The organism is Rhizobacter terrae, from assembly GCF_003852895.1.
Lineage (GTDB): Bacteria > Pseudomonadota > Gammaproteobacteria > Burkholderiales > Burkholderiaceae_C > Albitalea > Albitalea terrae.
In genome coordinates, this window is sequence record NZ_QUSW01000001.1 from 856,446 (window position 1) to 869,388 (window position 12,943).

Sequence of the window (12,943 nt, forward strand, 5' to 3'; positions counted from 1 at the left end):
TTCCGAACCCCCTCATCGACGCCAACGACATGAACAACCGCCGATTCCTGCCCGCCTCGAAGATCGCGCTGGCCGCAGCGCTCGCCCTGGGCGGCACCCAGGCCTTCGCGCAGACCGCCACGGAAGCCGAACTCGCCCGCAAGCTGGACCAGCTCGCCGCGGAACTCGCCGCCGTGAAGGCCCAGCTCGCTCAGATCCAGGCCCAGCGCAATGCTGCTGCCGCAGACGCTCCAAAGCCCGCGACGACGGCTGCCGCCCCGGCCGCAGCACCGGTGGCCGCTGCCGCCGCTGCTGCTCCCGTTGAGCCCGCCACCGTGCTGACCAGCTACGGCGAGCTCAACTACAACCGCCCGAACAAGGCCAGCCAGAACGCCCAGGCGGACGTGCGCCGCTTCGTGCTGGGCTACCAGCACCGCTTCGACAAGAAGACGAAGGTGGTGACGGAGCTGGAAGTCGAACACGCAGTGGCCTCGGCCGAAGACCCCGGCGAAGTCGAAGTCGAGCAGGCCTATGTCGAACATGAATTCCAGCCCGGCCTGGCGGTTCGTGCGGGCCTCTTCCTGATTCCGTCAGGCCTGCTGAACGAGAACCACGAGCCGACCGCCTTCTACGGCGTGGAGCGCAACTTCGTCGAGACCGCCATCATCCCCAGCACCTGGCGCGAAGGCGGTGTGCAGCTCGTGGCCAACCTCGACAATGGCCTGACCGTGCAAGGCGGCCTGAGCACCAGCTTCGACCTGACCAAGTGGGATGCCACCTCCACCGAGGGCACGGAATCGCCGTTGGGCGCGATCCACCAGGAAATGGCCCTGGCCAAGGCACGCGACCTCGCAGTCTTCGGCGCCGTGAACTGGCGCGGCATTCCCGGCCTGCTGTTGGGCGGATCGCTGTTCACCGGCGGCGCCACGCACGGCCAGGCGGCCGCCAGCGCGCGCGTCACCCTGTGGGACGCCCACGTGCGCTGGAACCCCGGCCGCTGGGATCTCGCCGCCGTCTACGCACGTGGCAGCATCAGCAACACCGCCGCCCTCAACACACCGCTGGTGGGCAGCGCGACGCTGATCCCGAAGTCCTTCGACGGCTGGTACGCGCAGGCCGCCTACCGCCTGTGGAGCAGCGGCGACTACGTGCTGTCGCCCTTCGCGCGCCTGGAGCGCTTCAACACCGCACGCAGCTTCGCCGAGCTCGGCCCCGGCCTCACGCCCAGCGCCTTGCCCACCGAGCAGGTCGTGACCCTGGGCGCGAACTTCCAGCTCACGCCCGGCATCGTGGTGAAGGCCGATGTGCAGCGCTTCCGCGAGAACAGCGACAACAACCGCCTGAACCTGGGCCTGGGCTGGAGCTTCTGATGCGCCTGACGCTCGCCGCCGTCTCGGCCGCCGCGCTGGCGCCGGCGAGTGCTTTCGCCGTCGACTACATGAGCGCGGAACAGGCGGCCAAGCTCATGTTCCCCGATGCCGACCGCTTCGAGTCGCGCGACGTCGTGCTCGACGCCACGCAGATGCAGAAGCTTGCCGCGCAGGGCGTGCAGGCCCGTTCGGCGAAGTGGACGATCAAGGTCGCGCACCACGGCACCACCGTGCTGGGCACCGTGGTGGTGGACGACGTGGTCGGCAAGTTCGAGCTCATCACCTACGCCGTGGGCCTCGCCGCCGATGGCACCGTGAAGCAGGTGGAGATCCTCTCGTACCGCGAGAGCCACGGCCAGGAAATCCGCCTGCCCGCCTGGCGCCGCCAGTTCGTGGGCAAGACGGTGGCGTCGCCCATCCAGGTCGGCGAGGACATCGCCAACATCAGCGGCGCCACGCTGAGCTGCAAGCACGTGACCGATGGCATCAAGCGCATCGTGAGCATCGTCGACCTGGCGCGCCGCAGCGGGGCGTTGGGGTGAACATCGCCGCTCGCGGCAACGCCTGGGTGCGTCGCGCGAAGCCTCTGCTGGGAACGCTGGTGGAGGTGGGACTGCCTGAGGGCGCTGCCATGCACGACGTCGCGTTTGCCGCGATCAGCGAAGTGCAGGCCGCTCTCTCGCGCTTCGAGGCGAGCAGCGATGTCGGCCGGTTCAATGCGGCCAACGAAGGCGATGTCATCGGCATCGGAACCCATGCGCAATCGGTCCTCGCAGCGGCCGACGTCTTGCGTGCCGAGACGGACGGGCGTTTCGACATCTCACTGGGCAGCGGCACCCACGCATGGCGGATCGACGCAGACCGCCTTCACAAACTGAGCGCCGGCGTGCAGCTGGACCTGGGCGGCATCGCCAAGGGACACGCCGTCGATTGCGCCGTCACCGTCCTCATCGCCGCGGGCTCCCCGGCGGGATGGGTCAACGCCGGCGGCGACCTGCGCGCATTCGGCGACATCGACCTTCCGCTGCAGCTTCGCGACGAGGCCACCGGCGGCGTGCGCGACTTCGGCCTCCTGCGCGACGGCGCCTTTGCCACGAGCCACTTCGCCCCGGGTTCACGCCCGCTGGCCGGCTCCTTGGCCGTCCATGCCCATGCCAGCGTCGCCGCTGCGTCATGCCTGTGGGCCGACGCCCTCACCAAGGTCCTGGCCATCACCGGCGATACTGCCCATCCCCTGCTCGCGCGCCATGGCGCCCAGGGCTGGCTGCATTGAGCGATTCCGATGACCCGTCACGTCCCCCGATCCCATCGCCATCACGGCCTGCCTCGGTGGCAGCGCGCACTGCTTTACGCGAGCGGCCTGGTGCTGCTGGCCACCGGGGTGGCGTGGTTGTGGCTGCACTACACGGTCGGGGCAGGCGCGGGTGAGCTGCCGCACCCGCTGGAGGCCTGGAGCATGAAGCTGCACGGCCTGGCCGCCTTCTTCGGGCTCTTCCTGCTGGGCGCACTCGCCGGCGCCCACATCCCCCAGGGCTGGCGCATGAGCGGGCGGCACCGCTGGGCGCAGCAGCGCGGCACGGGCATCGCGCTGGCTGCGGCGGGCGGCACGCTCGCGCTGACCGGCTACCTGCTGTACTACTTCGCACCGGAATCCGTCCGGCCTGCGCTGGGCTGGATCCATGCCGCCGTCGGCATCGCCATGACGGCCGCGATCCTCGTCCACCGAAGAACAAGATCACGACATCCGCGCGACTGAAAGGTCAAGGGCTTTCGATCAGGGAACTCTCAACCGAAATGAGAGACAATCTCATTTGCGGATGCATTCGCGATGGTCGCGAAGCCGCATGAATGCCCGAAACGCCCGTCCGATGTCCACGCCCACGATGCTCCTGACCGACCTGCCCGATGGTGCCCATGCCACCGTCGAAGGCGTGGTGGCCGCGTCAGCGGAGGTGGATGCCGTCACCCTGCGCCGGCTGGGTGAGCTGGGCTTCATCCCTGGAGAGCCCCTGCAGCTGCTGCGGCGCGGGCCGGGCGGACGAGAGCCCCTGGCGGTGCTGATCGGCGAAACCATGTTCGCGCTAAGGCTGCTGGAAGCCCAGTGCATCGAAGTGCGGCCCTTGCAGGCCTGAACCCATGTCCGCCTCGCACGCCCACGCTGACCCTCACGCTCCTTCCTGGATCGTCGCCCTGGTGGGCAACCCGAACTGCGGCAAGACGGCGCTGTTCAACCTGCTGACCGGCGCACGCCAGAAGGTCGCCAACTACGCCGGCGTGACGGTGGAGCGCAAGGTCGGCACGGCGCGGCTGCGCAGCGGCCAGGCCCTGTCGGTGGTCGACCTGCCCGGCGCCTACAGCCTCACGCCGGCCACGCCCGACGAGCAGGTCACGCTGGAGGTCATCGAAGGCCGCCGCCATGGCGAAGCCGCGCCGGACGCCATCGTCGCCGTGGTCGACGCCACCAACCTGCGCATGAACCTGCGCCTGGTGCTGGAGCTCAAGCGCCTGGGCCGCCCGATGATCGTGGCGCTGAACATGGCCGACGTGGCGCGCGCGGAAGGCCTGGTCATCGACGTGAAGAAGCTGTCGCAGGAGCTGGGCTGCGCGGTGGTAGAGACGGTGGCCGTCAAGCACGACGGCCACGCGCAGTTGCTGGCCGAACTCGAACGCGAGTTCGCCGCCGGCCTGCCGCCCACGCACGAAGAGAAGCTGGTGGGCGACGCGCCCTCGTCGGCCGACCTCCAGCGCGAGGTGCGGCGCATCCTCGCCAGCGTCGCGCCCAACGCGATGAAGGTGCAGCGCTTCCACCACCGGCTGGACGGCGTGGTGATGCACCCCGTGTGGGGCCTCGCGCTACTGGCCGCCATGCTGTTCCTCATCTTCCAGGCCGTGTTCTCCTGGGCCAACGTGCCCATGGACGCGATCAAGGCGGGCATGGCGAACCTGGGCGCATGGACGACCGCGCACATGGCCGAAGGGCCGCTGCGCAGCCTGCTGGTGGATGGCGTCATCGCCGGCGCCGGCAGCGTGATCGTCTTCCTGCCGCAGATCCTCATCCTCTTCCTGTTCATCCTGCTGCTGGAAGACTCGGGCTACCTGCCGCGCGCGGCCTTCCTGCTGGACAACATCATGGGCAAGGTGGGGCTGTCGGGCCGCGCCTTCATCCCGCTGCTGTCGAGCTTCGCCTGCGCGATCCCCGGCATCATGGCCACGCGCACCATCGCCAACTGGCGCGACCGGCTCGCGACCATCATGATCGCGCCGCTGATGACCTGCTCCGCGCGGCTGCCGGTGTATGCGCTGCTCATCGGCGCCTTCGTGCCCGACCGCGCGGTGGGCCCGTTCAACCTGCGCGGCCTCACGCTGTTCGCGCTGTACGTGGCCGGCGTGGTGTCGGCAATGGCCGTGGCCTGGATCTTCAAGCGGGTGTGGATGAAGAGCAGCTACCAGCCGCTGATGCTGGAGCTGCCGCCCTACCGGGTGCCGGGCCTGCGCAACCTGGTGCTGGGCTTGTGGGAGCGCGCGCGCATCTTCCTGCGCCGCGTGGGCACGATCATCTTTTCGCTGATGGTGATCCTGTGGTTCCTGTCCACCTACCCGGCCCCGCCGGCAGGCGCCACGGGCCCGGCCATCCAGTACAGCATCGCCGGCCTGCTGGGCCAGGCGCTGCAGCACGTGTTTGCACCGCTGGGCTTCAACTGGCAGATCTCCGTGGCGCTGGTGCCTGGGCTGGCCGCGCGTGAGGTGGCGGTGGGTGCGCTGGGCACGGTGTATTCGCTGTCGGCTGCGGGTGAATCGGTGGCCGACACCCTGGCACCTGTCATCGCGCAGGGCTGGTCCCTGGCCACGGCCTATGCACTGCTGGCCTGGTACGTCTTCGCGCCGCAATGCATCTCCACGCTCGCGGTGGTGCGGCGCGAGACCAACTCGTGGCGGTACCCGGTGCTGATGGCGGCGTATCTCTTCGTGCTCGCCTATGTCGCGGCGTTCGTCACCTACCGCGTCACCTTGTGGTTGGGAGGCTGAAATGGTCCAGCAGATGATCGTGGGCCTGGTCGTGATCGGCTGCGGCGTCTATGCCGCCTGGACGCTGATGCCTGCGGGCGCACGCCGCGTGCTGGCCACGCATGCCTTGAAGCTGTCGCTGCCGGAGTTTGCGCGCAAGCCGCTGCAGCGGGCGATGAAGCCGGCCGGGGCTTGTGGCGGCTGCGACAGCTGTGGGGATGAGAAGAAGACGACGGATGCGGGGGTCAAGCCGATCCGCATCCATCGGATGGTCAAGCACTGATCATTTCAATCCCTTGGGCAGAGGGAACTGGATGGTTTCCTCGACCCCCGGCATCTTCCTCACCGACACCGCACCCAGCGCCCGCAGCCGCTCGATCACGTGCTGCACGAGGATGTCCGGCGCCGACGCGCCCGCCGTCAAGCCAACACGCCGCTTGTTCTCGAACCACTCGGCCTTCAGGTCATCCGGCGCATCGACCATGTAGGCATCCGTGCCCAGCCGCTCGGCCAGTTCACGCAACCGGTTGCTGTTGGAGCTCGTCGGGCTGCCCACCACGATGAGCACGTCCACCTGCGGCGCCAGCACCTTCACCGCATCCTGGCGGTTCTGCGTGGCGTAGCAGATGTCCTGCTGCTTGGGCTCCCGGATGCTGGGGAAGCGCTGCTTCACCGCGCCGAGAATCTCCGCCGCATCGTCCACCGACAGCGTGGTCTGCGTCACCACCGCGAGCTTGTCGCTCTGCACAGGTTGAAGCTTCTCCACGTCGGCCACGTCCTCCACGAGGTAGATGCCCTCGGTGAGCTGGCCCATGGTTCCTTCGACCTCGGGGTGGCCCTTGTGGCCGATCATGATGAAGTCGTAGCCTTCCTTGTGCAGCTTGGCCACTTCCACGTGCACCTTGGTCACGAGCGGGCAGGTCGCATCGAACACGCTGAAGCCGCGCTCGGCCGCCTCGCGGCGCACCGCCTGCGACACGCCGTGCGCGCTGAACACCAGGGTCGCGCCGGGCGGCACCTCGGCCAGGTCCTCGATGAAGATCGCGCCCTTGCCCTTGAGGTCGTTCACCACGTAGGTGTTGTGCACGATCTCGTGGCGCACGTAGATGGGCGCGCCGAACTTGGCCAGCGCCCGCTCGACGATCTCGATCGCACGGTCCACGCCCGCGCAGAAGCCGCGCGGCGCGGCCAGGAGAACTTCATCCACCGGTCCACTCATCACAGCACCCCGATCACATGGACTTCGAAGATCACCGGCTGGCCAGCCAGCGGGTGGTTGAAGTCGAACAGCACGGACTCGTCGCCCACCTCGCGCACCACCCCCGCATAGGAGCCCGCTCCATCGGGTGTGGGAAATTGCACGACATCCCCCACGTGGTAGGTCTCGTCAGGGTCGCCCAGCTCGTCGAGCAGGCCTCGTTTCACGCGCTGCACGAGGTCGGGGTTGCGCTGGCCGAACGCTTCGCCCGCCGGCAGCTCGAAGGTGGTGCGGGTGCCTTCTTCCAGGCCGATGAGCCGCGCTTCCATCGCCGGGGCCAGCTCGCCCGTGCCCAGCGACAGCGTGGCGGGCTTCTCGGCAAAGGTGTTGATGATGTCGGCGCCATCGGGCCCCGCGAGACGGTAGTGCAGGGTCAGGAAGGACCCCCTTTGGACTGGGTTCACGACAGGTGCCGGTTGGATAGACTGGCCGCAATTTTACGAGCCGCCTGCCAAGTGCCTGCGCGGCAGCAATCATGGATTTGAAGGACATTCCCGCCAGCGCCCGGCCCCGCGAACGACTGATGTCGCAAGGACCGGCGGCGCTGGCCGATGCGGAGCTGGTCGCGCTCTTGCTGCGCACCGGCGTCAAGGGGCGATCGGTGCTGCAGTTGTCGCAGTCGCTGCTGGACGATTTCGACGGCCTGCGCGGCTTGCTGCAGGCCAGCCCCGACGACCTGCGCCGGGTGAAAGGCCTGGGGCCGGCCAAACGCGCCGAGATCTCCGCCGTGATGGAACTCGCGCGCCGCTCGCTCGCGCAGGAGATGCGGCAGCGGCCGGTGTTCGAGTCGCCACAGCAGGCCAAGGACTTCGTGCGCCTGCAGCTCGGCCACCTCGCGCACGAGGTGTTCGCCGTGCTGTTCCTCGACGCGCAGCACCAGCTCATCCGCTTCGAGGAGATGTTCCGCGGCACGCTCACGCACACCAGCGTGTACCCGCGGGAGGTCCTCAAGCGGGCGCTGGAACTGGGCGCAGGCGCGGTGATCCTGGCGCACAACCACCCGTCCAACAGCACCGAGCCCTCGCGCGCCGACGAGCTGCTCACCGACACCCTGCGCCGCGCCCTGCAGCTGGTGGACGTGCGCGTGCTGGACCACTTCGTCGTCTCCAGCACGCACGTCATGTCCTTCGCGGAGCGGGGCCTGCTGTGACCCGCCGCGCGCAAAGCCTGCAGGACCTGGGCGACATCCGCCGCGCCCTGCACGACGCCGCGCGCGAGAAGGCCCTGCGCGAAGCCCAGGCGCGCGAGAAGGCGGCCCGTGACAAGCGCGAGCGCGAACTGTTCGCCCACACGGTGGGCAAGGTCACGCCGATCCGCAACGCGGTGCGCGTGGTGCTGGACAAGCCGCGCCCCAGCCCGCTGCCGATCCAGCGCGAGCGCGACGATGCCGCCGTGCTGCACGAAGCCATCTCCGACGAGTTCGATGTCGAGTCGCTGCTGGACACCGACGATGCGATGTCATTCCGCCGGCCCGACATCAGCCCCGAGATCGTGCGCAAGCTGCGCCGCGGCGCGTGGTCCATCCAGGCGCAGATCGACCTGCATGGCTTGCGGCGCGATGAAGCCCGCGAGCAGCTCTCGGCCTTCCTTCGCGAGGCGCAGAAGCAGGGGCTGCGCTGCGTGCGCGTCATCCATGGCAAGGGCAACGGCTCGCCGGGCCGGCAAGGCGTGCTCAAGGCCAAGGTGAAGAGCTGGCTGGTGCAGAAGAACCAGGTGCTGGCCTTCACCCAGGCCCGAGGGTCCGACGGCGGACATGGTGCGTTGGTGGTACTGCTGCGTCCCACTTGAGCATTCACGGCCTACAATACTGGGTATCCATCCAGTAGTGCCATGCGCCGCCTGATCGCCCACCTCGACATGGACGCCTTCTACGCGTCCGTCGAGCTTCTTCGCTACCCGGACCTGAAGGGCCAGCCGGTGATCATCGGCGGCGGACGCGATTCCACGCCTCGGCAGATGCCCGACGGCACCCGGCGCTACGCCAGGCTGCGCGACTACGCCGGCCGCGGCGTCATCACCACCGCCACCTATGAAGCCCGTGCCCTGGGCGCGCACTCCGGCATGGGCGTGATGAAGGCGGCCCAGCTCGCGCCCGATGCCATCCTGCTGCCCATCGACTTCGACGAGTACCGCAAGTATTCGCGCCTGTTCAAGGCCGCCGTGCGGCAGGTCGCGCCGCTGGTGGAAGACCGCGGCGTCGACGAGATCTACATCGACCTCACCGACATCCCCGGCGCGCAGGACGACGCCGGCCTGGACGCCGCGCGGCGGCTCAAGCAGGCGGTGCGCGATGCCACGGGCCTGAGCTGCTCCATCGGCGTGACGCCCAACAAGCTGCTGTCCAAGATCTGCTCCGACCTGGAAAAGCCCAACGGGCTAACCCTGCTGGCCGAGGAAGACATCCCGACCCGCATCTGGCCGCTGCCGGCCAAGAAGATCAACGGCATCGGCCCCAAGGCCACCGAGAAGCTGGCGGGCCTGAACATCCACACCATCGGCGAGCTGGCGGCGGCAGATCCGGCCTTTCTCATCACGCATTTCGGCAAGAGCTACGGCGCCTGGATGCACGAGGCCTCGCATGGTCGCGACGAGCGCGCGGTGGTGACCTACAGCGAACCCAAGTCCATCAGCCGCGAGACCACCTTCGACCGAGACCTGCATGCGGTGCGCGACCGAAGCACCTTGACGGGCATCTTCACCGAGCTGTGCATCGAGCTGGCGGGCGACCTCGCGCGCAAGGGCTACGCGAGCAAGACCATCGGCATCAAGCTGCGCTTCGATGATTTCAAGATCGTGACGCGCGACCTCACCCTCAGCGCGCACACCATGGACGCCCGCACCATCCGCCGCGCCGCCGGCGAGTGCCTCAAGCGGGTGGACCTTTCGCGCCGACTGCGCCTGCTGGGTGTGCGCGCCGGCACCCTGGCCAAGCTCAGTGACCTGGTCGCGCCCCTGTCGCCCTATGCGACCGCCGAACCCGCACCGCCGCCTGTGGTGCGCGAGCCACCATCACCCCACGGGCTTCCCCTCTTCGACTTGCCCGGCGATTCCGGTTCGTGATTTATTGACCGCTTCCGGCGCGGGGCATGCATCCATTGGCGCTTGCCCTGCGTAAGAGAGGGCACAACGCAATGATCATTGAACCCACGTCCTTGGGAGACTCCATGCCGAATCGCCTCGGGCGCGCCCTGTGCGCCGCCGCCGTGCCGTTTTGCCTGTGCGCGACTGCCTTCGCCCAGGACGCCCCCAAGCTCGGATGGGGCAGCGGCAAGCTGCTGCTGACCGGCGGCGTGAGCACCATCGACGGCGCAGCCGGCGGCGGCCTCACCCCCTGGGCCGTGACCGCCAGCTACGCCACCGACTACCAGGCCGGCGGCACGGCGCACCTGACGCACGTGAAGACGCAGGACTATTCGATGAACGCCTATGGCGCGGCCATCGGCATCAAGGACCGCTTCGAGTTCTCCATCGCGCGGCAGGACTTCGACACCGGCGACACCGGCACCGCGCTGGGCCTGCCGGGCCTGCACCTGAAGCAGGACATCCTGGGCGCCAAGCTACGCGTGCTGGGCGATGCGGTGCTCGACAGCGACACGCTGATGCCACAGGTCGCCATCGGCCTGGAGCACAAGAAGGTGCACGCCGGCGGCCTCGAATCCACGCTCACGTCACTGGGCGCCAGCACCAGCGGCACCGACCTGTACGTGAGCGCGACCAAGCTCTTCCTCGCGCAGGGTATCCTCGTCAACGGCACGCTGCGCGCGACCAAGGCGAACCAGAATGGGCTGCTCGGTTTTGGCGGCACGAACCACGGGGGCTACTCCCTGCAGCCGGAAATCTCCGTGGCCTGGCTGCTGCGCAAGGACATCGCCATCGGCGCCGAATACCGCGCCAAGCCCGACAACCTGAACCCGTCCGCGCTCGGCGAAGGATTGAAGGAAGACGATTGGGCCGACCTCTTCGTGGCCTGGGCGCCGTCCAAACACTTCTCGCTCACGCTGGCCTACGTGGACCTCGGGCACATCGTCCCCGCCGTGATCGCCCGCCGCCAGACCGGCACCTACCTCTCGGCCCAGTTCGCCTTCTGATCGGGACCACGCACCATGCGCTTCATCCAACGCCTTGCGCTCGCCGTCGTTGCGGCCTTCATCGTCCTTGCGACGCCCGCCTTCGCGCAGTCTGCCAAGCCGGTCATTCCCGCCGACGATTCGCTCTACCAGCAGTTCGGCGGCCAGCCCGGCCTGGTCAAGCTGATGGACGACTTCATGACGCGACTGCTGGCCGACCCGCGCATGAACCCGTTCTTCAAGGATGTGAACCAGCAGCACGTGAAGGAACAACTCGTCGCGCAGTTCTGCGAGCTGTCAGGCGGTCCCTGCAAGCTCAAGGGCCCGGACATGAAGAAGGTGCACGCCGGTTTCGACATCGACCGCAGTGCCTTCAATGCGTTGGTGGAAGTGCTGCAGCAGGCGATGGATGCGCAGGGCATCCCGTTCAGTGCGCAGAACAGGATGCTGGCGCAACTGGCGCCCATGCACCGGGACATCATCAACGTGCCCTGAACCCGAGACCCTGACGTGACGCTCGGTGGGAACCCCACCTGCGCCTGGCACCATCATCACTATCATCAAATCATGAGTCGACATCACCTCCTCCGCCCCTCCCTCCTCGCCCTGCTGGCAGCCGTCGCAGGCGTCGCAGGCGTCGCCAACGCAGGCACCCTGCAGATCAGCGTGACCGACAAGGACGGCAAGCCCGCGCAGGACGTGGTGGTGCTGGTCGAGCCGGCCACCAAGGTCGCGCCCAAGGCACCCGCGGCACCGGTGCAGGTGGTGCAGCAGGACCTGAAGTTCTCGCCCTTCCTGACGGTGGTGCCGGTGGGCACCACGCTGCGCTTCATCAACAAGGACAGCTACGACCACCACGTGCGCTCCACCCCCAGCGGCCCGCTGGGCAGCATGCCGTCGGTGAAGAACTTCGAGCTGCGGCTGGATGCCGCGCAGGAGGCGTCGGCATCCGCCGACGAGTACAAGACCGCCGCCCCCAAGGGCAAGAAGTCCGGCACCTCCTGGCAGGATGTGAAGGTCGACCAGGCCGGGCCCATCGGGCTGGGCTGCCACCTGCATTCGTCGATGCGCGGCCAGGTCTACGTGAGCGGCACGCCCTTCTTCGCCAAGACCGATGCCAACGGGCAGGCCAGCATCGATGGCGTGCCAGACGGCGCGGCGGAAGTCGCCATCTGGCATCCGGACCAGCTCGCCGAGCAGACGCCGGTGCGCGTGACGGTGACCGCGGCGCCGGTGAAGGCGGTGGGCCAGCTCAACTTCACGCCGCGCAAGCGCAAGGGTTGAGGGAAGCCCGCGGGCGGCGACAATCCGCCCATGCCCGGCTCCGACGTCAGATTTCCGTCCATCGACGGCCTGCGCGCCTTCGAATGCACGGCACGCCTGGGCAGCTTCGAGCGTGCGGCCGATGAGCTGGACATCACCGCCAGCGCGGTGAGCAAGCGGGTCGCGACACTGGAGGAACTGCTCGGCACCGCACTGTTCACGCGCAGTGGCCGGGTGCTGTCGCTGACCGCGGCGGGCAAGGAGTACCTCGCACAGACCAGCAACGCGCTGGCGATGCTCGCGGCGATCCCTCTGCACAGCCGTGCCGCGCAGAAGACTCAGCGGCTGCGCGTGAGGACGCCACCCACGTTCGCGCGACAGATCCTCGTGCCGCACCTGGAAAGCTTCACCTTGGCACACCCCGGGGTCGAGCTGGAGATCGTCCTGTCGATTCCCTACCTCGATGCAGGCACTGTCGACGCCGACGTCGAGGTGCGCAACGGCGAGACGAATGACCCGCTGATGCACGACGTGGTGCTGCCGGTGGCCTCCCCCGCCCTGCTGTCGCGCCTGCCGCCGATGCGCGAGCCCGCTGACCTGTCTCATGCGCCCTTGCTGCGCACGCCGCTGGAACCCTGGACGCCCTGGTTCCGCGCCGCCGGACTCGACTGGCCCGAGCCCTCCCAAGGCCCCAGGTTCGTCGACCTCGGGCTCACGCTGGAAGCCGCCGTGAGCGGCCAGGGCGTGGCACTGGCCCGTCCGACGCTGGCCGCGTCATGGCTCAAGGCAGGCGTGCTGGTGCCGTTGCTGGGCATCACCACGCGGCCCGCGGGCCTCTACCACCTCGTGCCGCACGCACCGTCGGATGCGGCACAGGCCTTCGCCGACTGGCTGCGGCCGCTGTGCGCGAAGCTGTCGGAAGAAGCACTCGCCGCGCTTTCCGGCAACGCCTGAAAATCTTTCGGCCTGCGATCCGGCGTGCGCCGCTAGCATGCGCACAC

Annotated in this window: 16 protein-coding genes; 14 read left to right on the plus strand and 2 right to left on the minus strand. The window is 68.4% G+C overall.

The genetic code is table 11. The annotated features are described in order from the left end of the window. Nucleotides 1-29: 29 nt before the first annotated feature. The 7 genes from DZC73_RS03945 to DZC73_RS03975 all read left to right on the plus strand — a co-directional run bounded on the left by DZC73_RS03945 (nucleotide 30) and on the right by DZC73_RS03975 (nucleotide 5,637). Nucleotides 30-1,349, plus strand: a complete 1,320-nt coding sequence (locus tag DZC73_RS03945; protein ID WP_235834976.1) for a hypothetical protein — start codon at nucleotides 30-32, stop codon at nucleotides 1,347-1,349. Then, nucleotides 1,349-1,891: an FMN-binding protein gene (locus tag DZC73_RS03950; protein ID WP_124538868.1), complete on the plus strand. Its 543-nt coding sequence runs from the start codon at nucleotides 1,349-1,351 to the stop codon at nucleotides 1,889-1,891. The genes DZC73_RS03945 and DZC73_RS03950 overlap by 1 nt, the downstream gene beginning before the upstream one ends. Then, entirely contained in the window at nucleotides 1,888-2,622 is a 735-nt protein-coding gene (locus tag DZC73_RS03955) for an FAD:protein FMN transferase (protein ID WP_124538869.1), read from the plus strand. The genes DZC73_RS03950 and DZC73_RS03955 overlap by 4 nt, the downstream gene beginning before the upstream one ends. A 9-nt stretch (nucleotides 2,623-2,631) precedes the next feature. Next, the gene (locus DZC73_RS03960) at nucleotides 2,632-3,105 is read left to right on the plus strand and encodes a DUF4405 domain-containing protein (RefSeq protein WP_124538870.1); all 474 of its coding nucleotides are present in this window, start codon (nucleotides 2,632-2,634) and stop codon (nucleotides 3,103-3,105) included. Between the two features lie 88 nt (nucleotides 3,106-3,193). Continuing rightward, on the plus strand, nucleotides 3,194-3,481 hold the full coding sequence (locus DZC73_RS03965) for a FeoA family protein (RefSeq protein ID WP_235834977.1): 288 nt from the start codon (nucleotides 3,194-3,196) through the stop codon (nucleotides 3,479-3,481). Nucleotides 3,482-3,485: 4 nt separating this feature from the next. Beyond that, complete coding sequence (gene feoB / locus DZC73_RS03970; RefSeq protein WP_124538871.1) at nucleotides 3,486-5,375, plus strand: ferrous iron transporter B; 1,890 nt, start codon at nucleotides 3,486-3,488, stop codon at nucleotides 5,373-5,375. Nucleotide 5,376: 1 nt separating this feature from the next. After that, a complete protein-coding gene (locus DZC73_RS03975; protein ID WP_124538872.1) occupies nucleotides 5,377-5,637 on the plus strand; it encodes a DUF6587 family protein in 261 nt (86 codons plus the stop codon). On the opposite strand, the gene ispH is transcribed toward DZC73_RS03975, so the two are convergent. Together ispH and DZC73_RS03985 are read right to left on the minus strand one after the other, a co-directional pair. Further along, the gene (gene ispH / locus DZC73_RS03980; RefSeq protein WP_124538873.1) at nucleotides 5,638-6,573 is read right to left on the minus strand and encodes a 4-hydroxy-3-methylbut-2-enyl diphosphate reductase; all 936 of its coding nucleotides are present in this window, start codon (nucleotides 6,571-6,573) and stop codon (nucleotides 5,638-5,640) included. It lies immediately after the preceding gene. Beyond that, the gene (locus tag DZC73_RS03985) at nucleotides 6,573-7,016 is read right to left on the minus strand and encodes an FKBP-type peptidyl-prolyl cis-trans isomerase (RefSeq protein WP_124538874.1); all 444 of its coding nucleotides are present in this window, start codon (nucleotides 7,014-7,016) and stop codon (nucleotides 6,573-6,575) included. Before DZC73_RS03985 ends, ispH begins: the two co-directional genes overlap by 1 nt. Before the next feature lie 71 nt (nucleotides 7,017-7,087). Between DZC73_RS03985 and radC the strand changes: the two genes are divergently transcribed. The 7 genes from radC (at nucleotide 7,088) to DZC73_RS04020 (ending at nucleotide 12,896) form a co-directional block, all read left to right on the plus strand. Further along, entirely contained in the window at nucleotides 7,088-7,762 is a 675-nt protein-coding gene (gene radC, locus DZC73_RS03990; protein WP_124538875.1) for a RadC family protein, read from the plus strand. Then, nucleotides 7,759-8,400: a Smr/MutS family protein gene (locus tag DZC73_RS03995; protein ID WP_124538876.1), complete on the plus strand. Its 642-nt coding sequence runs from the start codon at nucleotides 7,759-7,761 to the stop codon at nucleotides 8,398-8,400. The genes radC and DZC73_RS03995 overlap by 4 nt, the downstream gene beginning before the upstream one ends. A 42-nt stretch (nucleotides 8,401-8,442) precedes the next feature. After that, complete coding sequence (gene dinB, locus DZC73_RS04000) at nucleotides 8,443-9,672, plus strand: DNA polymerase IV (RefSeq protein WP_124538877.1); 1,230 nt, start codon at nucleotides 8,443-8,445, stop codon at nucleotides 9,670-9,672. Nucleotides 9,673-9,776: 104 nt separating this feature from the next. Continuing rightward, nucleotides 9,777-10,700 (plus strand): DUF3034 family protein, encoded by a 924-nt coding sequence (locus DZC73_RS04005; RefSeq protein WP_124538878.1) that lies wholly within the window; start codon nucleotides 9,777-9,779, stop codon nucleotides 10,698-10,700. A 15-nt stretch (nucleotides 10,701-10,715) separates the two neighbouring features. Further along, nucleotides 10,716-11,174: a group I truncated hemoglobin gene (locus tag DZC73_RS04010; RefSeq protein ID WP_124538879.1), complete on the plus strand. Its 459-nt coding sequence runs from the start codon at nucleotides 10,716-10,718 to the stop codon at nucleotides 11,172-11,174. Between the two features lie 72 nt (nucleotides 11,175-11,246). After that, nucleotides 11,247-11,963: a cupredoxin domain-containing protein gene (locus DZC73_RS04015; protein ID WP_124538880.1), complete on the plus strand. Its 717-nt coding sequence runs from the start codon at nucleotides 11,247-11,249 to the stop codon at nucleotides 11,961-11,963. A gap of 30 nt (nucleotides 11,964-11,993) precedes the next feature. After that, nucleotides 11,994-12,896, plus strand: a complete 903-nt coding sequence (locus tag DZC73_RS04020; protein ID WP_124538881.1) for a LysR family transcriptional regulator — start codon at nucleotides 11,994-11,996, stop codon at nucleotides 12,894-12,896. Nucleotides 12,897-12,943 lie beyond the last annotated feature (47 nt).